The sequence below is a fragment of the Halobacterium sp. NMX12-1 genome (genome assembly GCF_040435975.1).
GTDB lineage: Archaea > Halobacteriota > Halobacteria > Halobacteriales > Halobacteriaceae > Halobacterium > Halobacterium hubeiense.
The window spans coordinates 1746717-1769773 of the sequence record NZ_CP159204.1 but is presented as its reverse complement, the minus strand read 5'-3'; the positions used below and the strand labels follow the sequence as shown (position 1 = coordinate 1769773).

Sequence of the window (23057 nt, the reverse complement as noted above, 5' to 3'; positions counted from 1 at the left end):
GCATGGAACTACGGGACCTCTCCGACCACGTGGAGTACCGGGCCGGTCGGGGCATCGAGGAGGTCGCACGGGAGCTGGGACGGGACCCGGCGGAGTTCGTGAAGCTCTCCTCGAACGAGAACCCCCACGGCCCGAGTCCGAAGGCCGAGGCCGCCATCCGCGAGACCGCCTCGGAGGTCCACCGCTACCCGAAGGCCGTCCACGCCGACCTCACCGCCGCGCTCGCCGACCAGTGGGACGTCAGCGACGAGCAGGTGTGGCTGGCGAACGGCGGCGACGGCGCGCTCGACTACCTCGCGCGAGCGCTGCTGGCGCCCGGCGACCGCGTGCTCGTCCCCACACCGGGGTTCACGTACTACGGGATGAGCGCGCGCTTCCACCACGGCGAGGTCGCCGAGTACGACATCCGCACCGAAGACGGGTTCGCGCTCACGCCGGAGAGCGTGCTGGACGCGTACGACGGCGAGCGCGTCGTCTACCTCACGAGCCCGCACAACCCCACGGGCCACCGGTTCACGCTGGACGCCGTCGAGGAGGTCGCCGACGAGACCGACGAGGACACGCTGGTCGTCGTCGACGAGGCGTACGGCGAGTTCACGGACGCCCCCTCGGCGGTCTCGCTGCTGGACGAGCGCGACGACGTGGCGGTGCTGCGGACGTTCTCGAAGGCGTACGGGCTGGCGGGTATCCGGCTCGGCTACGCGCTCACGCCGCCGGCGTGGGCGGACGCCTACGCTCGCGTGCAGACGCCGTTCGCCGCAAGCGCCATCGCGTGCCGCGCGGGCACCGCGGCGCTGGATGACGACGAACACGTCGAGCAGACCGTCGACAGCGTCGAGTGGTCCCGGCAGTACATGCACGACGAGCTCGATGCGCGGACGTACGAGAGCCACGGGAACTTCGTGCTCGCCGACGTCGGCGACGCCACCGAAGTCGCGGAGGCCGCGAAACGCGAGGGCGTCCTGATTCGGGACTGTTCGGGCTTCGGGCTCCCCGAACACGTCCGCATCACCTGCGGCACCCGCGAGGAGACCGAGCGCGCGGTCGCCGTGCTCAACGAGGTGCTGGCGGAGTGAGAGTCGCCGTCACCGGGACGCCGGGCACGGGGAAGACGACTGCTACAGAGCACCTCGACACTGACCTCGAAATCGTCCACCTCAACGATGTCATCGAGGAGGAGGGGCTCTACACGGAGGTCGACGAAGCCCGCGACAGCAAGGTCGCGGACCTCGACGCCGTCCGCGACTGGCTGGACGGCCGGGAGGACGTGCTCGTGGAGTCCCACCTATCGCACCTATTGGACGCCGACCGCGTGGTCGTGCTGCGGTGCGCGCCCGGGGAGCTGGAGCGCCGGCTCATCGAGCGCGGCGAGCCCGCCGAGAAAGCTCAGGAGAACGCTGAGAGCGAGGCGCTGGACGTCATCCTCTCGGAGGCGGTCCGCGACCACGGGAAGCCCAACGTCTACGAAATCGACACGACCGATCGCGACCCGGAGGCGGTCGCCGACGATATCGAAGCGGTACTCGCGGGCGACCGCGACCCGTCCGCGGGCGAGGTGGACTTCACGGAGTATCTATGACCCTCGACACGTACCGCGACCTCGCGAACCGGCTGCTGCGGCCGTGGGTGCGCGCCGCCGTCGCCGTCGGCGCCACGCCCGATGTCATCAGCGTCGTCGCATTCGTGTTCGCGGTCGGCGCCGCGGCCGCGTTCTACGGCGCAACGCCACTGCTGTACGCGGTCGGCGCGCTCTGCGTCGTCGTCAACGGCTGGTTGGACCTCCTGGACGGTGCGGTCGCACGCGAACTCGGCACTGACTCCGTAGCCGGCGACCTCCTCGACCACGTGCTCGACCGGTACGCCGACGTGGTGATCGTCGCCGGCCTCGCGGCGGGTATCGGCCGGTACGACCTGGGGCTTGCTGCCGTCACGGGCGTTCTGCTCACCTCCTATCTGGGAACGCAAGCACAGGCCGTCGGCCTCGACCGCGTGTACGGTGGTCTGCTCGGGCGGGCAGACCGGCTCGCGCTCGTCGGCATCACCGGCGGCCTCTCCGTATTCATCCCGGCCGTGGGCGGGTTCTCGCTGGTTGCGTGGCTGCTCGCGCTGTTCGCCGTCGTCGGCCACCTTACCGCGATCCAGCGGTTCGTCTCCGCGTGGCGCCAACTGTCCTGAAGCGCCGGCGGCGTGCCATTTAAGCGTCGGCCGCGGCTACCTATGCGTATGGCTCAGTGCGAGATGTGTGGCAAGGAGGTCTCGTCCCCGAAGACCGTCAAAATCGAGGGGGCGGAGATCGACGTCTGCGACGACTGCGCCGACTTCGGCACGGAAGTCAAGACGGAGTCCTCCAGCACCACCAGCACGAAGTATTCGACGTCTTCATCTAGTTCGTCCTCGGGCGGCGCTACGTCCTCGTCTAGCGGCGGCTCCTCGGGCGGTCGCCGCCGCCGCGACATGTTCGACGAGATGGAGGAACTCGCCGGCGACTACGATGACCGCATCCGGAAGGCCCGCGAAAGTGAGGGGCTCAGCCAGGAGGAGCTGGCCGACGACCTCAACGAGAAGGCCAGCGTCATCCGGAAGCTCGAACGCGGCGACAGCCTTCCCAGCGACGACGTCCGCGAGAAGCTCGAGACCAAGCTCGGCATCTCGCTGACCGAGTCCGGCGACGACGCCGACGAAGACTGGTCGTCGTCCAGCGACAGCGCGGGGCTGACGCTCGGCGACAAGGTCCGTCGCAAGGGCGACGACAGCTAGCTGCACGACAGTGTTCACCGCCGGCGCGACCGTGCTGACGCGCACTGTCGCCGCGTCGGGCGGCGACGCCGGCAATTCCTGCTGAACCTACAGCTTTTTCGCCTCTGAGGACGCCGTTGGAGACGTGTTCGTACTCGTCAATCTGAAGGCGTACCCCTGCGACCCGGTCGCGGTCGCTGAGGCCGCCGCCGACGTCGCCGAACAGACAGATACAACTATCGCCGTCGCGCCACAGTCCGCGGACCTCGCGCGGGTCGCGGAGACGGGGGCGACGACGTACGCCCAGCATGTCAGCCCGGTCGAGCATGGTAGCCACACGGGCAGCGTGCTCGCTGAATCTGTCGAAGCGAACGGCGCTGTCGGCACCCTCCTCAATCACTCCGAGCACCGCCGCAAGCTTGCGGATATCGACGGGAGCCTCGACGCTGCCGACCGCGTGGGGCTCGATACAGTGGTGTGCGCGAACAACCCCGAGCAGGTCGCTGCGGCCGCCGCGCTCGGCCCGGACGCCGTCGCCGTCGAACCGCCGGAACTCATCGGCACGGGGACGCCGGTCTCGCAGGCCGACCCGGGCATCGTCGAGGACGCCGTGTCGGCCGCCGAGGCCGTCGACCCGAGCGTCGATGTCTACTGCGGCGCCGGTATCAGCACGGGCGACGACCTCGAAGCCGCCCGCGAACTGGGCGCCAGCGGCGTGCTACTCGCCAGCGGCGTTGCGAAAGCCGACGATCCGCGCGCGGCGCTCGAAGATCTCGTCGAACCACTCGTGTAACCCTGAAGACACCGACGGCCGACCAGCCCGTATGGCTGCCCGCGATCTCCGGTTGTTCGGTATCGCCGTCATCCTCGCCAGCGGGTTCATCCTCATCCACGACCTGCGCCGGTACGGTGGCCGCGGCATCGAGACGATGGTCCTGTTCCACATCGGCGTGTTCGTCGGGCTCGGACTCGCACTGTTCGGCACGTTGACCTCCACCGGCGACTAGCGTCGAGAAACGCGCAGTGGTTGGTTGCGGAAGTACACAGAGAAAGCCCCGTGCTTTAGCGCGGGGCTGATGTCAAGCCGTCAGGACGGTAACAGGATCGTCGTAGTCGAGGATGACTTTCTGTGTTGCGTCGCCGAAGATGGCTTTCCCGGTGGGCGAGCGCTTGCGGCCCGCGAGGAAGATGTGATCGCAGCCGTGTTCGGCGGCGGCGTCGAGGGTCTTGCCGGCCTTGTTGCCAAGGTAGCCGGCGGTCTCGTACTCGACGTCGAGATCGCCGAGAATCTCGTCGGCGAGGTCGGCGGCGAACTGCGCGGCGCCCGCTTCGGCGTCGTCGGGCGTGTAGCTCGCCGAACCGTTCGGTATCGCCTCCATCGCCTCGCGGCGGCCGCCGTACTCATCCTCGGTGGTGACGTGAATCACCACGAGGTCGGCGTCGACGCCCGCGGCGAGAGTGCCGGCTTCGTGCAGGAGGTCTTTCGCTGCGTCGGTCGGGTCGATGACTGCGAGTGCGCGATCCATAGTGTTTGGTTCGAGTCGTGTGTGGTGAGTGTTCTGGCAGCGATGCGAGACGGGTCAGGCTAGTGGCAGTACCGACGACAGAATCAGCACCGTCACCAGCCCGGTGACGGAGATGACCGTCGTCAGTGCGGTCCACGTTTTCAGCGTCTCCGTCTGCGTGAGACCGCCAATTTCCTTGACGAGCCAGAAGCCCGAGTCGTTGTACCACGAGCAGATGTTCCCGCCAGCGCCGATGACCATCACGAGGTAGGCGGCGTTGACGTCGAGCTGGCCGGCCAGCGGCGCCATGATGCCCGCGGCGGTGAGCATCGCGGCGGTCGCCGAACCTTGTGCGATACGGACGACGGCGGCGATGAGCCACGCGGTCACCAGCAGGCCGATGCCGAAGTTCTGGAGGATATCAGCGATGTACGGACCGATGCCGGAGGCCGCCAGCAGTGCGCCGAACGCGCCACCCATCGCGGTGATCGCTGCGATATTACCACCGCTTTTCAGCGCTTCCGTGAGTTCATCCTCCCAGACCGAGCGCGAGAGCCCGGTCCAGCGGAGGTAGGTAACGGCGGCAGCCATCGCGGCGATGGTGAGCGCGACGTTCTTGTCGCCGACGAACGCCACGTAGGGCTGGACGATCTCCAGCACGGGGTACCACTCTTGGAAGGTGTTGACGGCAGTTGCGGAGCCGACGAGCGCGACCGCGAGGAAGATGGGTGCGATGGCTTCGAGAACGCCGGGAAGGTTCGTGGTGTCGCGCTGGGCGCGCTCTTCCAGTTCTTCGGTAGTGGTGCCCATCGCGTCCCGCAGCGGGATGTCCAGCCGGGCGTTGATCCAGCGGCCGTAGACGAGGCCGCCGGCGATCGCTGCGGGAATCGCGACGCTGATGCCGACGAGGATGGTGAGGCCGAGGTCGACCCCGGGGAGTCTCTCGGCGACCGCGAGCGGGCCGGGAGTCGGCGGCACGAAGACGTGCGTCGTCGCCGCGCCGGCGCCGACCACGACGAGGTACAGTGCGTAGTTCTTTCCGACCCGGGCGCGCATCGAGCGCGCCAACGGCGCCATCAGGTAGAACACGCTGTCGAAGAACACGGGGATGGCGAGGACGGAGCTGCTCCCCCACAGCGCGATGTCGGAGTTGGCTTCGCCGACCAACGACTGGAAGCCGCGGACGATGCGCTGGGCGGCGCCGCTCTCCAGCATCGATTTCCCGATGATGGCGGCCATCAGGATGGGGATACCGATGCCGGCCATGCCGTCCCCGAAGGCTGATGCCGTGCGTGAGGCGGCGTCCGCCACCGCGAAGTCGGGGACGAAGACGGCGTTGACGAGGCCGACGGTGAACGCCGCAATCGTGAGCCCGACGAACGCAGGGAGGTCCAGTACGACCAACAGCAACACGACCACGGCCAGACCGGCCGCGAACGTGAGCAGTGGACTGTGTGCGAACTCGATTGCCATATGTTGCAATTTATCGGGGACTTCACCACTTCAAAAAAGTTTTTATTAAAATTACAATTAATTATTACAGCGTTGTAGTCCGCGGTCGAAGACGGCCGGAACGTTGGACGGACGTCACTCGAACTCGTCCAGCGAAATCTGGCCGTCGCGGCCGCCGTCGGGTTCGTCGCGCCGGCGCCCCCGCAGGGACGTCGAGGCCGCCGCGTCGCCGGCGCCGTCGCTGTCGAAGCCGTCGAGGCTCGCCTGCTCGCGCTCGGAGAAGTCCAGATTCGAGACGCGCACGCCGACCTTCCGCACGGACTCGCCGTCGAACTCCCCGAGGAGGTCCTGCGTGACGTCGTCCACGAGCCCGGGGTCGTCGACGGGTCCCGGGAGGGACTCGGCGCGCGTGTGGACGTCGTACGGCGGCGTCACGACCTTGACTCCGATAGTGCGGTAGAAGGCGTCCTTCCGGGTGGCGCGGTCCGCGACGGCTTCGGCGAGCGTCGCGACCTGCTCGCGCACGCGCTGGAAGTCGTCGGTCGCGCCGTCGAAGGCGGACTCCCGGGAGAGGCTCTTGGGCTCCCCGCGGGGCTCAACGGGGCGGTTGTCCTCGCCGCGGGCGCGCCGGTAGAGGTCGCGGCCGCGGTCGCCGAACTTGTCGGTGAGTTCGTAGGGGTCCGCGCTCGCGAGGTCGCCCGCGGTCTCGATGCCCATCTCGCGGAGTTCCCGCGCGCGAACCGGGCCGATGCCGTGGACGTCCGCGACGTCGATGGGCGCGAGGAACTCCCGCACTTCGTCGGGTTCGACGACGACGAGGCCGTCGGGCTTGTCGTAGTCGCTGGCGAGCTTCGCGGTGCTCATGTCGGGCGCGACGCCGACGCTCGCCGGCACCCCCACTTCGCGGGCGATGCGCTGTTTGACGTGGCGCGCGAACCCCTCGGCGACGCCCCACGCGGTCCGGTCGGTGACGTCCAAGTAGGCCTCGTCGATGCTCACCTCCCGCACCGTGTCCCCGAGCTCGTGCAGAATCTCCTTGACCGAGCCGCCCACGTCCTGATAGAAGTCGAGGTCCACGGGCCGGTAGTAGCCCGCGTCCGGGTTGTCGGGCTCGTCGGCCTTCCGCGGGAGGTTGTCGAGGGCGGCGCCGATGGCTTGCGCGCTCTCGACGCCGTACTCGCGGGCCTCGTAGCTCGCGGTCGCGACCGCGCCGACGGTCTCCCCGGGCTCGTAGCCCATGCCGACGACGACGGGTTCGCCGCGCAACGCGGGTTCGCGGCGGCGCTCGCAGCTGGCATAAAAGCAGTCCATGTCGACGTGCAAGACGATGCGCTCCTCGCGGTCGGGCGCGCCGGGGAGTCGCTCGCCGTCGACCATCACGCGTGATTCGGGCGCGACGAGCAAAAAACGGCCGGTCCGGTCAGGGTTCGGGGACGACTTCGACCTCGGTCTCGTGTTCGCGGGCGTCTTCGAGCGCGTGCTTGGCGCCCATGCCGGCGTCGTGCGGGGAGACGCCGTGGCCGACGCCGACGCGGAGGTCGACGCCCGCGGTGTCGCTGACGTGCTCGATTGCCTCCTCGTAGTCGGCGGGCGTCAGGTCCGGGCAGACCGCGATGATGTTGTCGCCACCCACGAAGAACGAGAGGGAGTCGTGGGCGTCGTGCATGTGCTGCATGAGCGCGGCGTACCCCTGCTCGATGTGGATGAACGACGAGTACGCGTCGAGCTCGTCGGTGTACGTGCCGGTGGCGTCCACGACGTCGAAGTGCGCGATTTGGACGTCGTCGTCAGTGCGTGTCTCCTCGTCGATGGGCTGGCCCAGCAGCGCCTCGCGGCGGTCGGCGTCCTGCGCGCTGCCCTGCGCTTGGAGCGCGGCAGTCGCCTCGACGAGCGCGTCCGCGGGCGACGCGCCGGTGCCGATGGAGAGGCTGACGGTGACGGGGTAGCGGTTCCGAATCGACTCCTGGATGCGGGCGTGGTCTTCGAGGTCGAGCCCGTTGCTCACCGCGATCATGTTGTCGAAGCGCGTGAAGAAGACGTAGCCGTCCCGCATCCCGAACGCCTGCGAGAGGTCGGCGTACAGCCGGGACTGCATCGTCTGGAGGTCGACTTCGCGCCGCGGCGACGGCGTCACGGTCCACGGCCCGTAGTTGTCCAACTGCACGAGAGTGACCTGCGTGTTCGTCACGGTTACCGACACTCGGCCCCACGGAGGTATATCGGTTGTGGATTGCGTTCCAAATCTGCACAGAGTTCGTGGCAGCGAAAACTGATTTTCAATCTGTCGAATTCGTTGGGCTCTTTACGAACCGCGCTCACAGTACCGCGTGGAATCGAGGTGATAGCCATGGCACTGCCCGCGACTGACGCCAGCTCGTGGATGCAGCGCCTCGACCTGCCCTCCCGGCTGTTCGGCGAGGGCGGCTTCGGTGGCAGCGACTACGAACTGTACGAGGAGGACGACGAGTTCGTCCTCTCCATCGACGTGCCCGGCTTCGACACCGACGACATCGAGGTCGCGTGGGACGACGGCGTGCTCAACGTCGCCGCCGAGCACGTCGACGAGAACCGCGGCCGGAAGAAGACCTACCACCGGCGCTTCCGGTTCCCGAAGGAAATCGACGAGGACGAGATTACGGCCTCGTACAACAACGGCGTCCTCGAAATCACCCTCCCCATCAGCGAGGGCGCCGACACGCGCGGCCACACCATCCCCATCGAGGGCTGACCCGCGCGCGCCGTTGCTCTCCCACCTCGTTTTTTCGTGACCTTCGTCGTTCGGTAGCGTCGCGTACCCGAGCGGCGCTGTTCGGCCACAAACCTCGACACCCACGCCGCCGAACGGCCACGTATGCCCGAGTGTCCCGACTGCGGCGGCGAACTCGTCGTCTCGGCCGACCACAGCGACTCCCGTGGTACGACCAACGTCTACGAGTGCAACAGCTGTAACGAGCTGTTCGACGTCGAGGAGATCGAAGCCGACTGAACTCCGGGGCTCCATCCCGGTCGGAGCGGTGACCGGCCAGCGGTGAGATTGGGCGATTCGAGGGCGTGCCGCTGGACGCCGGTCGACCCACAACGCTACTATCCCCGGGGCGTAACTCACGCCCGAACCAACGATGACGTCCGGGACGCCGACGCTGGAGACGGAGTTCTACGCGGTCGACCGAGACGTCGCCGTCCCGGAGTTCCTCGCGGTCGCGAAAGTGTACGCCCGAGACGTCGTCGAGGCCTACGACCTCGCGGCGGACGTGAGCGCGCTGAAGTGGGAGGTCAGCAAGCGCGCGAAGCGCCGCGCCGGCGCGGTCAAGTACCACGGCGAGCACCCTGAAACCGTCTCGCTGACGTGGGAGTACTTCCAGGAGCACGGCTGGGCCGCCACCGCGGACGTGATTCGTCACGAACTGATTCACGTCCACCTGCTGAACGAAGCCGGCGACCCCAGCCACGGCGACGCCTTCCGAGAGTGGGCGACCGAACTCCGGACGTCGGTCACCTGCGAGCGCTTCGCGGAGCCGAACTGGTGGGTCGTCTGCGAATCCTGCGGGAGCGAACTGGCGCGCTACCGGAAGTCCAAGCTCGTGAAACAGCCCGAAAACTACCGCTGTAGCGGGTGCGGCGGGCGGCTGTACGCTCGAACAGCGAAGAAGAACGGGGACTGAGTTCGCTCTGCGGCGTCGCGAACGAGGCACCCGTGGCGATCTCAGTGGTGAATCCGGTGAACAGACAGCCACGGCTCCGGGATTTGCGCCGACGAAGAAGTGGGGCCGGAGGGATTTGAACCCCCGATCGACTGATATCTCCGGTGCGCCTCGGAACTCCAGAGGGTCGTCGTCGCGGACCGATGATCAGTCGGCCGCTCGGTATACCAGTCTGGAATTTCGTCCCGGGCGCGTGGCCTCTGGAGTCAGTCGCCATTCCTGGCTTGGCCACAGCCCCTCGCGTTCCTCCGTACGGTGATTTGTCCTAAGTGCGTTTCGATTCGGCGTCTCAGGTCACCACCAACAAGGGCCACCCGCTCGTATTCGAGCGCGTGATCGCACGCGTGTGGCGCGGGTGGACCGAGCCCGCCGACGCCGACGAGTACGAGGCGTTCGTGACCGACCAAGTGTTCCCGGAGGCGAAGCGCGACATCCCCGAGCTGGAGCGTTTCGAGGTGTTGCGCCGCGACGCGGGCGACGAGGTGGAGTTCGTGACGATCGCGCGGTTCGCGTCGTGGGACGGAATCGAGGCGTTCGCGGGCGAGGAGTACGAGACCGCCCACGTCCCCGACCGCGCGGAGGACCTGCTCGCGCGGTACGAGGAGACGGTCGCGCACTACGAGGTTCGCGCGTAGCGATTGGTCTTTCCGGGCCGAGAGCGAACGCCGGGGCATGACCGAGTACCCCATCGTGGTCCGGGAAATCGGCGGGAAGATGCGACTCGGCGTCGAGGAAGCAGCGGCGTTAGACGCGGACCTCCGCGAGGTCGTCGCGGACGCCTACGACCGCGTGGACGTACAGGACTGCGGGGACGGCGAAGTGGTCGGGCACGTCATCGCGAGCGGCGACGAAATAGAGGACGTGCGCTGGAGCCGTTAGTCCTCGCGAGCGCTCCACTCGCAGTCCTGGCACTTGTAGCCGGTGACGAACTCCGTCACCGAGGGCATGTAGCCGACCGAAATGACGTCGCCGCCGCACTCGGGGCAGTCGCGGTCGGCGTCCTCGATCGGTTCGGCGTCCATCACGGACTCGCCTTCGACGAGCTCCGCGAGCTTCTTCGGGGTGACCATGCGGCCTTCGACGACGCGGTTGTCGGACATACCGGCGGGACGGCCGCGGGCGGCTAAAGACTTCTCCTCGCGGGCTTACAGCCAGGGGGCGCGTTCTTCGGCGCCGTCCTCGCCGGGGTAGCCGTAGGCGGCTTCGTCCTCGTCGGGGTCGCTGCCGCCGTCGGGCGTCGCGGCGGGTGCGGCGGCGCCGTCGGGGCCGTCGTCGACGGTCGGCGGGACGTCCGGGGTGTCGACGCCGGCTTCCTCGGGGTCGAACGCGAGCAGGCCGGCGACCGCGAAGACGACCAGCGGGGCCTGCGAGGGCACGAGCCCGAACACGGAGAGCGCGAGCGTGCCGAGCGCGACGGCGCTCCCGAACCGGAAGCGGTCGATGTCGACGACCTGGCGGAGGTACGGCTGGAGCGCGACGACCGCGAGCGCGAAGCCGACGGCGACGCCGCCGGCGGCCGCGGCGCGCAGCATCAACGCGGGGTCGGACTTCAACACGAGTTCGGCGCCCGCGGGCTGGACGCTCGCGACGAACCCGAGGCCGATGATGATGCCGGGCGACGGCAGGTAGTCGCCGATGGTGGAGCTGGCGGTCTTCGCGGCGATGGCGAGGATGACGATGGCGGCGAAGCGCTCGAACGTCGGGATGTCGACGACGGTCGCGATGGTGGGTGCGAGCGCTGCCTCGGCGGCGGCGACGAGAATCAGCGGCGTGCCGACGACGAGGACGGTGGTGGCCTGCGAGCGCGGGTCCTCGTCCATTTCCGCGAGGATGACCGCGAGCGTCGCGCTCCCGCCGAAGACCAGCAGCCCGATCTGGGCGATGCCGACGTAGGTTTCGAGCCCGCCCGCGAGCACGAGGGCGGCGAAGATACCGTCCACGAGCGGGAGCAGCATCACCGTCGCGAGTAGTCGCGTGTCGCCGCCCACACGCTGCTCTAGGCGGAGGGCGACGGGGTGGCGTGAACTACTCATGAACTACGGGGCTACCCTAGACGGACGTTGGTCGGCCCGGTGATACAGTGACGCACGCGACGCCGAGCGTTCGGCGGTGTGTCGCGCAAGCGCCGGCGTTCCGAGCCAGAATGTGTCCATCAGTTTACCGAAAAATGTGCGTGCGGCGGAGTCGACGGTGTGGTTGCCGGCGGTACGCACTGCCTCGGGACTGATGGAGTCCATATGCACAACCATTAGGGTCGCACGCATAAAGATTGCGTGAGAGACGCCACCACGTGATGGGGGACCAAAACCTGTCTTTAAGTACCGGACTACTGTCCGTCGGGGTCCGTGGACGATAGTCGAGAAATCGACGGTCGGGGGACGGAGATTCTGTCGTTCGTCGGTGACCTCCTCCTCGCCGTAAACGGCGAGGCTTCCCAAACCGCACCGCAGCGTTGGGATATTTGCCGGTTTACAGTCCTCCCTGCTCTTGTGGGGCGACTTGCCCCGTTGATTTATCGAACAGGCGGACCGCTGGCTGGGCCAGACAGCCGTTACTCCTATCCCGTGAGGGACTCGGAGTTACCGTCGCTCGCATATTCTCCGCCGCGTTCAAGTCACTATTGGCGACCAACTCGCAGTTCTCACAGACGTACAACCCACGTTCAACACGGTTTGCATCCGCTTTCATCCCGCACTCACAGCATGTTATGGACGTGGCCAACTCGTACTCATCAACCCGTTCCACGTCAATCCCGCGCTCTTCGGCCTTGTACTCGATTTGGTGAACCAGTGTGTCAAACGCCCAATCGTGCAGACGTTTGTTCCCGTGTCTCCCCCAGTCTTCCTCCCTGCGGATGTTTTCGGGGTGGCCGACCGCTATCGTGCCGACACCTCGATCAGCACACTGCGCAACAATATCTTTCGACACTGCGTGCAGGAAGTGGTCCTGTCGTCGAGACTTCTTCTGGCGTGCCCACTCCGCACGGTTGCTGGGGCCATCCGTTCCTTCTGTCTCGTATTCCTGCTGGCGGAAGTAGTGAGCGTCTTCTTTGAGCGCGTTCCCCGGATACAGCAGAGTCTCATCGCCAACCGAGACAGCTGCAGTGTTGCAGATGCCGAGGTCAACACCAGCCGTCTTCTCACCAGACGCGTCGTCTACGTTGATGGCGACTTTGCAGACGAAATGCAGTTCCCAGTGGTCGCCAGTCCAGACAATGCGGACCTGTTGTACGCCTTCTACGTCAGTCAGGTCTGCGTCTGGACCGGTGTCGTACTCACAGAGGATGAAATCGCTCCATCCGTCTTTCAGGTTCTTCCCTTTGGACAGGCGGACTTGTTGGTGTTTGGTGTCGAGTTTGAAGCCGTCTTCTTTGAACGTGATCGTGCTGCGCGGTCGCTGGTCGCCGTGTTTGCGGTAGCCCGGTGGGTTTGCGTCCGGGTCGTCCTGTTCGAACCAGGAGTGGAAAGCGCCAGCCAATTCTTCGACGATTGCCTGGCTTGATTGGGCGTTCAAATCGTTCCAGCAGCCCTGGTTCTTCATGTAGGACTTGAGCGGTCCTTCGTCAGGTATCTCACCGGTTTCGTCCCAGATGCGGCTGGTGGTCCACCGAGCAACGTTCCAGATTTTACTCCCTGAGCGACCGAGTGAATCCAGGTCACGGACGACACCCTCACGGTCGTTGGTGAGTGCCGCCGTGATAGTGCGTGTTGTGACCAGATCCACTATACATAGCCTATGAAATCAGAGTGACTTAATGACTGGGTCCTTGGATGAATATCCAGCTAGCTCTCATCACATCTACTACGTAGGGAAGTGACACGATTCACGCCCGCCGTAAACGGCGGGATTCTCTCGCTGAATCTACGATAGATCTGGTAGCCAGTGGCCGTTCGTTGGGTCCGCCCCCGAAAGCCGTTGCACGGACGTGCTGACACCGAGCGACCCACGGGAGTAGTTCACGCACGTTCGCCCAATCTCGGAACGTTTTTGCCACCGGCGCCGCGACGGTTTACATGGCGCACGACCCTTCGACTGACGGCCGATTCTCCGAGAAACTCCGCGTACCGGAAGCGTTGACCTTCGACGACGTGCTCCTGCGCCCCGCCGAGAGCCGCGTCGAACCCGACGACGCCGACGTCAGCACTCGCGTCTCGACGAACGTCTCGCTGAACACGCCGATTCTCTCCGCGGCGATGGACACCGTCACGGAGTCGGACCTCGCCATCGCGATGGCCCGCGAGGGCGGGCTCGGCGTCCTCCACCGCAACATGGACGTCGAGGAGACCGCCGCCGAGGTCGAGCGCGTCAAGCAGGCCGACGAGCTCGTCATCGACCGCGAGAACGTCGTCACCGCCCGGCCCGAGCAGACGGTCAGCGAGGTCGACGAGATGATGAACTACGAGGGCGTCTCCGGCGCGCCCGTCGTCGACGACGACGACCGCGTGCTCGGCATCATCTCCGGCACGGACATCCGGCCGTACCTCGAAGTCGGCGAGTCCGACACGGTCCGCGAGGCGATGACCGACGAGGTCATCACCGCCGACGAGGACGTCGACGCCCGCGACGCGCTCGAACTCATGTACGAGCACAAGATCGAGCGCGTCCCGCTCGTGGACGACGACGACCGCCTCGTCGGCCTCGTCACGATGCAGGGCATCCTCGAGCGCCGCGAGCACGAGGACGCCGCTCGCGACGAAGAAGGCCACCTGCGCGTCGGCGTCGCCGTCGGTCCCTTCGAGGAGGACCGCGCGACCGCCGCCGACGACGCCGGCGCCGACGTGCTGTTCATCGACTGCGCGCACGCCCACAACAAGAACGTCATCCAGTCCGCGCGCGAAATCAGCGAAACCGTCGAGGCCGACGTCGTCGTCGGGAACGTCGGCACCAGCGAGGCCGCCGCGGAAATCGTCGACTTCGCGGACGGCATCAAGGTCGGCATCGGCCCGGGCTCTATCTGCACGACGCGCGTCGTCACGGGCGCCGGCATGCCCCAGATTACGGCGGTCTCCGAGGTCGCGGACGTCGCTCACCCCGAGGACGTCCCGGTCATCGCGGACGGCGGCATCCGGTACTCCGGCGACGCCGCGAAGGCCATCGCCGCGGGCGCCGACGCCGTCATGCTCGGCTCGTACTTCGCCGGGACGGACGAAGCCCCGGGCCGCGTCATCACGATGAACGGCAAGAAGTACAAGCAGTACCGCGGCATGGGGTCGGTCGGCGCGATGCAGTCCGGCGGCGGCGACCGCTACCTCAAGGAGGAAGACGAGGACGAGGAGTTCGTCCCCGAGGGCGTCGAAGCAGCCACGCCGTACAAGGGCCCGCTCTCGGCGGAACTCCACCAGCTCGTCGGCGGCATCCAGTCCGGCATGGGCTACGTCGGCGCCGAGACCATCCCCGAGTTCAAGGAAGACGCGGAGTTCGTACGCGTCTCCGCCGCGGGCCAGACCGAGGGCCACCCCCACGACGTGATGATCACGGACGAAGCGCCCAACTACAGCCCGCAGAACGAGTGACGTAGCCAGCACGGCGCCGGCCGCTCAGAGTCCTTTGCCGTCGACTTCGCAGCGCGGACTGCAGTAGCCGTTCGCCGCGGCCTTCGAGTCCTCGAACGCTTTGAACTCGTCGCCACACGCCTGGCATTCGTACGTTTCGAACGCCATGTGCGGGGGATGCGACGCGCCGGAGAAATTTGTTACGGTAGCGACGCTGCCGCGGTAGCGGGCCGCGCTCAGGCGTCCTCGCCGGTGACGACGACCGGGCGGTCGGCGTTCAGGATGACCGACTGCGTGACGCTGCCGAAGATGGCCTTCCCCGCGGGCGAGCGCTTGCGCCCGCCGAGCACGATGGCGTCGACGTCGTACTCGTCGGCGTCCGCGATGATGTCGTCGACCGTGTCCCCGGAGTCGTCCCGGACTTGGACGTCGACGCCCGCGTCCTCCAGGAACTCCTGTGCGCGCCGCACCGACTGGATGCGGCTCGCGGACTTGAACTGCTGGACGTCCTCCGGGAGGTCCTCGGCGTCGCCGGTGAACACGAACAGTACGATAGCTTCGACGTTTTCGGCGGCGTCGGGCAGGTTCGCCACGTAGCGGGCCTGCGCGAGCGCTCGGTCTACATCGTCGTCGACCGGTACCAGCACGCGGTACATGGTCACCACGACGCCCGACAGGGGCTTAAAACTACGCGCGTTCGGCGGTCGGGTCGTCGCCGTCCAGCACGCCCCCGAGTTCGAAGCGCGCGCCGCCGCCCTCGGCGTCGGTCGCGGTGACCGTCCAGCCGTGGGCGTCCGCAATCTGCTCGACGATGGCGAGCCCGAACCCGGTGCCGTTCTTGGCGGTCGTGTACCCGGACTCGAACAGTTGGTCGGGGTCCGTGCCGCCGAATCCGGCCCCGTCGTCGGCCACGTAGACGCCGCGGCCGTCCTCGGTCACGCCGACCTCCACGGTGACCTCCGGCCCGCCGTGTTCGACGGCGTTGCGGAACAGGTTCGCGAACACCTCGCCGATGCGGTCGGGGTCGCCGGTCGCCGTCCGGCCGGCCAGCTCCGGCGCCACGTCGAGTGTCGCGCGCTTCGTCGTCACGCCCGCCCACGAGTCCGCGACCAGGCCCGCCAGCGGGACCGACGTCCGCTCCCCGATGACGCTTCCCTGTCGAGCGAGCTGGAGGAGGTCGCCGATGAGGGCGTCCATGCGCTCGTGGGCGGTCTCGACGCGGTCGAACGCCTCCGGGTCGCCGGTGCGTTCGGCCTGGTCGAGCCACCCGCTGGCGATGCCCAGCGGGTTCCGAATCTCGTGCGCGAGCACGCCCGCGAACTCGTCGAGGCGGTCGACCTGCCGCTTGAGTTCCTGCTCGTGGTGGACGCGCTCGGTGACGTCCCGCAGGATGAGGATGCGGTGGCCGGGAACGGTCCCGAGGTCGTTGGCGTTGCACTCCACGTAGCGGCGCTCGGTCGCCGTCTGCACGGGGACGACGGCCGAACTCGACCACGCGTCCTCGTCGCCGCCGGTGGTCGCGCACATCGTCTCGATGGCCTCGGCCGTGAACGCGTCGAAGCCGTCCAGCGGCCGCCCGTGGCACGACCCGGTGGCGCCGACGAGGTCGCGGAACGCGGCGTTGCTGTCCACGACGACCCGGTCGGCGTCGACGACGATCGCGGGGTCGGGGCTCGTCTCGAACAGCGTCCGGAACCGGTCCTCGCTGGCAGCCAGCTCCCGGGAGAGCGCGCGCCGCGACAGCAGCCCGTCGATGCGAGCGTGCAACACCGCCTTCTCGACGGGGACGGAGACGACGTCGTCGACGTCCGACCAGACGTCCGCAGCGGCCCGCAGCTCGTCGCTGGACGCGAGCAACAACACCGGGGAGAACAGCGACGCCTCGCGCTCGCGGTAGTCGGCGACCCACTCGGCGTGGCGCTCGTAGGCGCGCTCGTCCAGCAGCAGGAGGTCCGCGCGCTCCGCGAGCGCCGCCAGCGTGACGCCGTCGGCGCCGGGCGCGAGCACGTCGTAGGTCCCGTCGAGCCACTCGGTGAGGAGCGCGCGGTTCTGGTCGTGTTCCAGCACCACGCCGACGCACAGCCGCTCGTCGTCGGCGAAGACCGCGTCGGACAGCCGCTCGTCGCCGTGCTCGGACATCGGCGCTTACGGGTCCGACGCCCCGTCGTCGACGAACTCCGGCGTCCCGGTCAGTAGGCCGCGGAGGTTGGTGAGCGGCTCGCCCACCTTGATGCCGTGTTCGGTGATCTGGAGGCGGCGCAGCGTCCGCTCGAAGTCGCTGGTGCGCTTCTTGAGCACGCCGATGACCTTCCGGAGCTCCCCCTCGACCTCGATGTGGCGCAGGAAGACGATGTTGTCCGCGAGGTAGCTGATGCCGACCTCGGTCGGCTGGAAGTCGCCCGTGAGGTGGCCGACCTCGTCGATGAAGACGACGGTCACGCCCATGTTCTTGAGGTAGCGGCCGAGCGCGTGCAGCCGCCTGACGAGCGTCTCGTCGTCGCCCGCCAGCGCGACCTTGTACCCCTTGATGCCGTCGATCATCACGATCTCGGTGTCGTGTTGCTCGACCTCCTCGCGCACCATGCTCGCGAACTCCTGTGGCGTCAAGTCCAGCGGGTCCATCTCCTCGACGGCGAGCGTGCCGCGGTCGATCATCTCCCTGACGGGGATGTTGACGGCCTCCGAGCGCGTGAGGAACGTCGCCCGGCTCTCCTCGAAGAGGTAGACCACGGAGCGCTCCCCCCGGCCCGCCGCCTCCTTCATACAGATTGCAAGGCGGATACCCCGACCCTTGAGGTCGAGGAGGAAGCCGACACTCGATGACGCAAATCACACGCAATGGCAAGGCCGACTTCCCACGCTTTAAGAAATACTTTCAAGTATCTCTAATAGCACTAATGAAGTATGGAGGTCGTCCGCAACATCCAGATAAAGCTCGACGTTCCCGAGGACGTTCACAGCGTTCTCGATGAGACGTTCGAGCAATTCCGTCAAGCGGCGCAGCACGTCGCTGACGCTGGATGGAGCGGCGACCCCACGGAAATCGAGGACACGAAGAACACGCTCCACGACCAAACCTACACTGCTGTCCGGGGGCAAACCAGTTTGCAAGCCAGTCTTGTCCAATCAGCCCGCAACCTCGCCGCCGACGCACTTGGCAACTGCAAAGACCGCATCCTCGACGACGGCAAGAAGGCAAGCAAACCAGAGTTTCGAGGTAGTGTCGTCGTGTATAACGAGCGCACCATCACCTACAATGACGACCACGTGACCCTCGCAACCGTGGGCGACCGCGTGACCGCCGAGTTCGTCACGCCCGACGACGAATCAGGGACACCGTTTGCGGAGTACTGGACGGACGACTGGGAGAAAACCGAGGCCACGCTTCACAAGCGTGACGGGACGTACTACCTCCACGTCGCAGTCGAGAAAGACGTCGAACCCGCTGATTCTGGCAACGATTCGACCGAGAACGGAGTGGTTCTCGGCGTTGACTTGAACGTGGACGGCTCCCTCGCCGTCACCAGCACGGGAACGTTCCTCGGAAACGCAGACTTCCTCAACCACAAGCGTGACGAGTACGAGCGTCGGCGCGGCAATCTCCAACAGACGGGCACTCGTTCCGCACATCTCACCATCAAAAGTATCGGATCACGGTTCGCTCGATGGAGCTCGGACTATCTCCACCGCGTGTCGAAAGCCGTCGTCCGCGAAGCTGTGGAGAACGACTGTACGGCGATTGCGTTCGAGAACCTGACGCACATTCGTGAGCGCATCTCGAACGACAGTAAGTTCCAGCAGTGGGCGTTCCGCGAACTCCAACGCCACGTCGAATACAAAGCCGAAGAGTACGGAATCGACGTGGACGATGTTGCCCCTGCGTACACATCGCAGCGGTGTAGTCACGGCGAATGCGGCTTCACGCATGAGGACAACCGTGATGGTGACGAGTTTGAGTGCCTGAAGTGTGGAAAGGAACTGCACGCGGATTACAACGCCGCTCGGAATATCGGGTGGCGGCTTGTCCAGCACTGGCTCAAGTCTGGTGCTGGACGGGCCACCAGTCAACTGGCCCTCAAGTCAGGGACGCTGAACGCGAATGGCGATTACACGCCTTCCGCCTTGCGCGGATAGAGCGGGAATCCACTGACAAGCCTCGGGGCTTGGCCCCGAGGCGGTTGACGAACTGCGTTCCGGTCGTGGTTTTGCCCGCGCCACTGGGGCCGCTGATGACGCTGACAGTGCCGCGTTCAAGCCCGCCGTGCAGCACCGCATCGAGGCCGTCGATGCCCGTCGAGACACGCTCCTCGATGCCGGACATCAGACGTCGCCCCCGTTGCTGTCGACGTCAGGACCGTCGCCGACGGCGTCCTGTTCGATGCGACGCAGCTCCACCTCGAAGTCGTCCTCGTCGAACTTGCTGGCGAGCTCGTCCACTTCGCGCTCCAACGAGTCGATTTCGGCCTGTAGCGCCTCGTACTTCGGGTCGGCGGCGGCGTCGTCGCCGTACTGGGCGTCCAGCGCGGCGCGCTTTGTCACGAGCTGGAAGTATTGCTGGACTGCGGTGTCGTGGTGTTTGCGCGTCAGCAGCGTCTCCACGACGTCGTGGAGGTCGTCGTTCGTCACTGGCTTGGTGAGGTACGCGTCGAACCCCATCTCGACAATGTCGAAGTCGGGGTCGACGGCGGTCACCATCGCCACCCGGCAGTCGAGGTCGCGCTCGCGGGCCTCCGTGAGCACGGCGTCCCCGGAGAGGTCCGGCATCCGGCGGTCCAACAGCACGACGTCGATTTCGTCGTCGAGCGCGTCCAGTGCCTCCTGCCCGCTGTACGCGGTCCTGACGGTGTAGTCGTCGGACAGCCACGCGGTGAACAGGTCGGCGAGGTCTCGCTCGTCGTCGACGACGAGGACCACCGGGGAGGTTTCTCGGTCCATTTGCGGCACCGTAATCTGATTCTTTAGAGGACCGGGTTACTTTAAGTCGTTTCGACAAGTGTTCAACCAAACAACAACTATTCCAGATTTCTATCTATTTCGAGGGGCGAAAGTAACGAACAGGTGGAATCGCGTAGTGTAAAATAACAGTTCACCCGCTAACGACCTAACTCAGTATCCGTCTTCGAGAAAGCGGGCCGGGCACGATTTGAACCCTTGAATACCCGGGAATTCGGCGCTAACGCGCCGTTCTAGAGGGATTCGTGCCCGCGCTCGTAAGCTCGCGCGGAACGCGACGCGATTCCAGCGCTGCAACCGGTTTCGCGGAGCCTGTCGGGCGCGCTCAAACCGCGAGCGCGCCGGGCGGTCCTTCCACGGAATAAAGAGTCCGGTTGTGCACCCATCTTGAGCTACCTTCTCTCGCACGCGAAGCTGACGTTCTTGGGGTCAGAGTCCACGCATCCAATTCAGCGTGGATCGATCACAGATAACCTGCACGAGGATGTCCCCGTACAGGTGCCAAGCAATCGCATGGGTGTGTTCCCCACTTATTGGAACAGCATTACTCACAGCTATCAGATGCGGAGGCCATGGAACGCTGCCGAGGGTCTCTATAACATCTAGGAATCCTTTGAACTATCTCCTCAAATTTTGGAATGGCTAATTGAATATGTGCTGTTATATATTCGGTGTATTTTTCACTAATGACTGTTAACCAGTTGACCGATGACTGATGGACAGAAGAAGTCTGGAGATGACCTATCTGTAGGAATTTCTTCTGACCAACCAACTACTCAAGATACTATCGGATTTGGGCCCTATTCGGATGCCCTAAAACTTCTGCTCACACATGAGACAACTGAGCCTCCACTAACAGTCTCTGTTGAAGGAAAGTGGGGGCAAGGGAAATCATCATTTATGCGTCAACTTCGGAAAAAGCTCGATGACGATGATTATCGAACAGTCGAATTCAATCCCTGGAGGCACGAAGCAGATGAAACACTTTGGGCAACATTCGTGCTTGAATTTTTCAGGCAGATAAGACAGTCCGACCAACAGTCAAAATTAGATAATATTCGAGCTGGGCTTCGTCTGTTTCGTCTTCGGCTAGATTTAGGAAAGAATATCTGGGAGACTAGCAGAAATATTTTATTATTAACTATATTGGCATTTGGATTACTTGCTTTTCCGGTTATACTCTACTTTCATGGCCCGTCTTTACTGGCAGACTCGTCGCAAAATGGGATATTAAAGTGGATATTAGGTAGTAGTGGCGCCGCTGTATCTGGTGTAGCACTGCTAACACTTGGTAACCGAGTAACCAGCCGGTTGATGAATCCGATTCGAGTTGATTTTGACGAGTATCTACAAAAGCCGAACTATGAAGCAAGGAGAACTTTCGTTTCCGAATTCCATGAGGATTTCAAACGAATAGTTGACTCATACACAGATGAAGAGCCTGTATTCGTATTTATTGATGATTTAGACCGGTGCCAAATTCCAAAGGCTGCCAATTTAATGCAATCGATAAATCACCTATTGGAAAGCCATCCTCAGTTGATTTTCGTTTTGGGCTTGGACCGTCAAAAGATTGCAGCAGGTATCGCCGCAGAGAATGAAGCAATATTGCCGTATCTTTCTAACTCCTCAACAGACCCCAGCGAGGGTGAAGAAGGAGAGAGAATATCTAATACTGGCTTGGACTTTGGTTATCGATATCTGGAGAAATTCATCCAACTTCCGCTAAATCTACCCCGTCCAAAGGAAGAAGACACTCGGGATCTTCTTCGGCCCGACCAAGAGGAGTCAACTAATCAATCAGGATCGGAGAAATCCCTTGAACCAATTATAGAGACTGCGCTCTTCACGAGAAATTCAGAAACGCTCGAACGGGTAAGTCAGATGATCTCACCGGTCCTAAACAATAACCCTCGACGAATTAAGAAGTTCGGGAACGTCTATCGACTTCAGGCAATTCTAGCTAACCAAGAATCGGTTTTAGCGATTGATGAAAATTCAGAAGAGGGAGTAACGTTAGAACAATTAGCAAAATTTGTTGTCTTAAGGATCCAGTGGCCTCGACTTTCATCAGTATCACGCCGAAACCCGACTGTATTAACTGAACTGACCGAGTATGCTACTGGCGAAAAAGCGGAAAATGAACTCTCTGAACTAGCCGGACTCTGGACTGATTCTGATTCACTCCTTACTTTACTTGCCTATGAATCCCAGAATGAGGATGTCGAGATGGAACTACGAGGAGAGGATTTCCTGAGACTAATTCAAGTTGCACCACCATTAGATCGAGGGGGTGAGACATCTAGTGAATCCGACGAACCACAAATTCCGTTAACTGATTTCAATACACCAAATCTCTCAAAGTTGTTCGGTAAGCCAAGCCGAAGCAAGATGATTGAAGTTCTCCTTAATAATCCGAATGAATGGTTTACACAACGGGAACTCGCAGAAGAAGCTGATGTTTCCCGAATGACCATTAATCGGAACTTAGCAGCATTCCTGGAATCGAATATAGTGGAGGAAAGTGAGTCCACGAGACCGAGAAGATTCAAGCTCAATCTAGACTCAGAAATCGTGCAACTATTCCAAGAAATGGACGTAGATACCCTATCTAATTGAAGTCACGATATTTGTGGTTTGGTAAGTGGAGCTAATGGCCGTTCCAACCACTACCGCGCCAAATAACAACATTCTCACAAGGCTTCTTACCTTCTGTAATCAGGTATATAACCTCTACAAGACGTGATTCCCTTACTCTCGGCGGAAAGCCTCATCATTACCTCTCTCGCAGGCTGTTTCGGTAGTCCGCACCGTACACCGGCTGATAACGGAACAGATGCCCAAGAACGCGTGCGCGCGGAACGCAGGGACCCAAAACGTAATTTGTACTCCTCCTAATCACAGGATAGCTCTGACCCGCCCAACATCAGAAAGCGAATTCGCAGCGAGAAAACGCTATTTTGAATCCGATACCGCCGCTTGCGGGCGATTATGGGGCTCCAGAAGCGTACGAGAGTTAGCGGGCCGGGCGCGATTTGAACACGCGACCGACGGATTAAGAGTCCGTCGCTCTGCCAAACTGAGCTACCGGCCCAACGCATCCTATCGTTCGACGCTGTGACTCAAATACGTTCTGATTCGCGACGACAGTCCCGCGACTGCATCCGGATTCGACCGGTCGACCGGGGTCCGCGTCGCGCCGCGAAACCGACCGCGGA

26 protein-coding genes, 2 tRNA genes and 1 pseudogene are annotated in these 23057 nt (G+C 64.0%); 14 read left to right on the top strand and 15 right to left on the bottom strand.

Translation table 11 applies throughout. From position 1 onward, the window contains the following. The first annotated feature begins 2 nt into the window (after positions 1 to 2). From hisC to ABSL23_RS10890, 6 genes are all read left to right on the top strand, one after another. Entirely contained in the window at positions 3 to 1076 is a 1074-nt protein-coding gene (gene hisC, locus ABSL23_RS10915) for a histidinol-phosphate transaminase (protein ID WP_353633765.1), read from the top strand. Beyond that, positions 1073 to 1579 carry an adenylate kinase family protein gene (locus ABSL23_RS10910; RefSeq protein WP_353633764.1) on the top strand — a complete coding sequence of 169 codons (507 nt, stop codon included), beginning with the start codon at positions 1073 to 1075 and terminating at the stop codon, positions 1577 to 1579. Before hisC ends, ABSL23_RS10910 begins: the two co-directional genes overlap by 4 nt. Further along, positions 1576 to 2175, top strand: a complete 600-nt coding sequence (locus ABSL23_RS10905; RefSeq protein ID WP_353633763.1) for a CDP-alcohol phosphatidyltransferase family protein — start codon at positions 1576 to 1578, stop codon at positions 2173 to 2175. Before ABSL23_RS10910 ends, ABSL23_RS10905 begins: the two co-directional genes overlap by 4 nt. 48 nt (positions 2176 to 2223) lie before the next feature. Further along, the gene (locus ABSL23_RS10900) at positions 2224 to 2757 is read left to right on the top strand and encodes a multiprotein bridging factor aMBF1 (protein WP_353633762.1); all 534 of its coding nucleotides are present in this window, start codon (positions 2224 to 2226) and stop codon (positions 2755 to 2757) included. A 124-nt stretch (positions 2758 to 2881) separates the two neighbouring features. After that, on the top strand, positions 2882 to 3529 hold the full coding sequence (tpiA, locus tag ABSL23_RS10895; protein WP_353633761.1) for a triose-phosphate isomerase: 648 nt from the start codon (positions 2882 to 2884) through the stop codon (positions 3527 to 3529). A gap of 31 nt (positions 3530 to 3560) precedes the next feature. Continuing rightward, a complete protein-coding gene (locus tag ABSL23_RS10890; RefSeq protein ID WP_353633760.1) occupies positions 3561 to 3743 on the top strand; it encodes a hypothetical protein in 183 nt (60 codons plus the stop codon). A gap of 72 nt (positions 3744 to 3815) precedes the next feature. Here ABSL23_RS10890 and ABSL23_RS10885 read toward each other — a convergent pair whose 3' ends face one another. The 4 genes from ABSL23_RS10885 to ABSL23_RS10870 form a co-directional block, all read right to left on the bottom strand. Next, positions 3816 to 4262: a universal stress protein gene (locus tag ABSL23_RS10885; protein WP_353633759.1), complete on the bottom strand. Its 447-nt coding sequence runs from the start codon at positions 4260 to 4262 to the stop codon at positions 3816 to 3818. A 54-nt stretch (positions 4263 to 4316) separates the two neighbouring features. Beyond that, positions 4317 to 5714, bottom strand: coding sequence for a GntP family permease (locus tag ABSL23_RS10880; RefSeq protein ID WP_353633758.1), 1398 nt, complete (start codon positions 5712 to 5714; stop codon positions 4317 to 4319). 114 nt (positions 5715 to 5828) lie between these two features. After that, complete coding sequence (gene dinB, locus ABSL23_RS10875; protein WP_353633757.1) at positions 5829 to 7070, bottom strand: DNA polymerase IV; 1242 nt, start codon at positions 7068 to 7070, stop codon at positions 5829 to 5831. A 43-nt stretch (positions 7071 to 7113) separates the two neighbouring features. Beyond that, the gene (locus ABSL23_RS10870) at positions 7114 to 7881 is read right to left on the bottom strand and encodes a GTP cyclohydrolase III (protein WP_353633756.1); all 768 of its coding nucleotides are present in this window, start codon (positions 7879 to 7881) and stop codon (positions 7114 to 7116) included. A 159-nt stretch (positions 7882 to 8040) separates the two neighbouring features. Here ABSL23_RS10870 and ABSL23_RS10865 point away from each other — a divergent pair, with 159 nt between their 5' ends. From ABSL23_RS10865 to ABSL23_RS10855, 3 genes are all read left to right on the top strand, one after another. Then, the gene (locus ABSL23_RS10865) at positions 8041 to 8421 is read left to right on the top strand and encodes an Hsp20/alpha crystallin family protein (protein WP_353633755.1); all 381 of its coding nucleotides are present in this window, start codon (positions 8041 to 8043) and stop codon (positions 8419 to 8421) included. A gap of 123 nt (positions 8422 to 8544) precedes the next feature. Beyond that, entirely contained in the window at positions 8545 to 8679 is a 135-nt protein-coding gene (locus tag ABSL23_RS10860) for a hypothetical protein (RefSeq protein WP_353633754.1), read from the top strand. A 133-nt stretch (positions 8680 to 8812) separates the two neighbouring features. Beyond that, the gene (locus ABSL23_RS10855) at positions 8813 to 9355 is read left to right on the top strand and encodes a SprT-like domain-containing protein (protein WP_353633753.1); all 543 of its coding nucleotides are present in this window, start codon (positions 8813 to 8815) and stop codon (positions 9353 to 9355) included. A 100-nt stretch (positions 9356 to 9455) separates the two neighbouring features. On the opposite strand, the gene ABSL23_RS10850 is transcribed toward ABSL23_RS10855, so the two are convergent. Further along, positions 9456 to 9632 (bottom strand) — tRNA-Trp (locus ABSL23_RS10850). A gap of 94 nt (positions 9633 to 9726) precedes the next feature. Between ABSL23_RS10850 and ABSL23_RS10845 the strand changes: the two genes are divergently transcribed. Then, positions 9727 to 10029 (top strand): antibiotic biosynthesis monooxygenase, encoded by a 303-nt coding sequence (locus ABSL23_RS10845; RefSeq protein WP_353633752.1) that lies wholly within the window; start codon positions 9727 to 9729, stop codon positions 10027 to 10029. A 37-nt stretch (positions 10030 to 10066) separates the two neighbouring features. Then, the gene (locus ABSL23_RS10840) at positions 10067 to 10273 is read left to right on the top strand and encodes a hypothetical protein (protein WP_353633751.1); all 207 of its coding nucleotides are present in this window, start codon (positions 10067 to 10069) and stop codon (positions 10271 to 10273) included. Here ABSL23_RS10840 and ABSL23_RS10835 read toward each other — a convergent pair. The 3 genes from ABSL23_RS10835 to ABSL23_RS10825 all read right to left on the bottom strand — a co-directional run bounded on the left by ABSL23_RS10835 (position 10270) and on the right by ABSL23_RS10825 (position 13120). After that, a complete protein-coding gene (locus ABSL23_RS10835; protein WP_059056609.1) occupies positions 10270 to 10494 on the bottom strand; it encodes a DUF5795 family protein in 225 nt (74 codons plus the stop codon). The genes ABSL23_RS10840 and ABSL23_RS10835 overlap by 4 nt on opposite strands. A 45-nt stretch (positions 10495 to 10539) precedes the next feature. Further along, entirely contained in the window at positions 10540 to 11427 is an 888-nt protein-coding gene (locus ABSL23_RS10830) for a DUF5794 domain-containing protein (RefSeq protein WP_353633750.1), read from the bottom strand. A gap of 436 nt (positions 11428 to 11863) precedes the next feature. Beyond that, positions 11864 to 13120, bottom strand: coding sequence for a transposase (locus ABSL23_RS10825; RefSeq protein ID WP_353635378.1), 1257 nt, complete (start codon positions 13118 to 13120; stop codon positions 11864 to 11866). Between the two features lie 287 nt (positions 13121 to 13407). On the opposite strand from ABSL23_RS10825, the gene guaB reads away from it, so the two are divergent. Continuing rightward, the gene (gene guaB, locus ABSL23_RS10820) at positions 13408 to 14907 is read left to right on the top strand and encodes an IMP dehydrogenase (RefSeq protein ID WP_353633749.1); all 1500 of its coding nucleotides are present in this window, start codon (positions 13408 to 13410) and stop codon (positions 14905 to 14907) included. A gap of 24 nt (positions 14908 to 14931) precedes the next feature. Here guaB and ABSL23_RS10815 read toward each other — a convergent pair whose 3' ends face one another. The 4 genes and pseudogenes from ABSL23_RS10815 to ABSL23_RS10800 all read right to left on the bottom strand — a co-directional run. Next, on the bottom strand, positions 14932 to 15054 hold the full coding sequence (locus ABSL23_RS10815; RefSeq protein ID WP_353633748.1) for a hypothetical protein: 123 nt from the start codon (positions 15052 to 15054) through the stop codon (positions 14932 to 14934). A 68-nt stretch (positions 15055 to 15122) separates the two neighbouring features. Continuing rightward, a complete protein-coding gene (locus ABSL23_RS10810; RefSeq protein WP_353633747.1) occupies positions 15123 to 15542 on the bottom strand; it encodes a universal stress protein in 420 nt (139 codons plus the stop codon). A gap of 31 nt (positions 15543 to 15573) precedes the next feature. Continuing rightward, positions 15574 to 17025 (bottom strand): HAMP domain-containing sensor histidine kinase, encoded by a 1452-nt coding sequence (locus tag ABSL23_RS10805; RefSeq protein ID WP_353633746.1) that lies wholly within the window; start codon positions 17023 to 17025, stop codon positions 15574 to 15576. Between the two features lie 6 nt (positions 17026 to 17031). Next, positions 17032 to 17649: pseudogene (locus ABSL23_RS10800) on the bottom strand (ATPase domain-containing protein); the annotation flags it as partial. A 141-nt stretch (positions 17650 to 17790) separates the two neighbouring features. Here ABSL23_RS10800 and ABSL23_RS10795 point away from each other — a divergent pair. Next, positions 17791 to 19020, top strand: a complete 1230-nt coding sequence (locus ABSL23_RS10795) for a transposase (RefSeq protein WP_353633745.1) — start codon at positions 17791 to 17793, stop codon at positions 19018 to 19020. Here ABSL23_RS10795 and ABSL23_RS10790 read toward each other — a convergent pair. Together ABSL23_RS10790 and ABSL23_RS10785 are read right to left on the bottom strand one after the other, a co-directional pair. Continuing rightward, entirely contained in the window at positions 18962 to 19207 is a 246-nt protein-coding gene (locus tag ABSL23_RS10790; protein ID WP_353633744.1) for an ATPase domain-containing protein, read from the bottom strand. The genes ABSL23_RS10795 and ABSL23_RS10790 overlap by 59 nt on opposite strands. Further along, a complete protein-coding gene (locus tag ABSL23_RS10785; protein WP_353633743.1) occupies positions 19207 to 19821 on the bottom strand; it encodes a response regulator in 615 nt (204 codons plus the stop codon). Before ABSL23_RS10785 ends, ABSL23_RS10790 begins: the two co-directional genes overlap by 1 nt. 726 nt (positions 19822 to 20547) lie before the next feature. On the opposite strand from ABSL23_RS10785, the gene ABSL23_RS10780 reads away from it, so the two are divergent. Beyond that, a complete protein-coding gene (locus tag ABSL23_RS10780; RefSeq protein ID WP_353633742.1) occupies positions 20548 to 22458 on the top strand; it encodes a P-loop NTPase fold protein in 1911 nt (636 codons plus the stop codon). 401 nt (positions 22459 to 22859) lie between these two features. Here ABSL23_RS10780 and ABSL23_RS10775 read toward each other — a convergent pair. Then, positions 22860 to 22933: transfer RNA gene (locus tag ABSL23_RS10775), tRNA-Lys, on the bottom strand. Between the last annotated feature and the right edge of the window lie 124 nt (positions 22934 to 23057).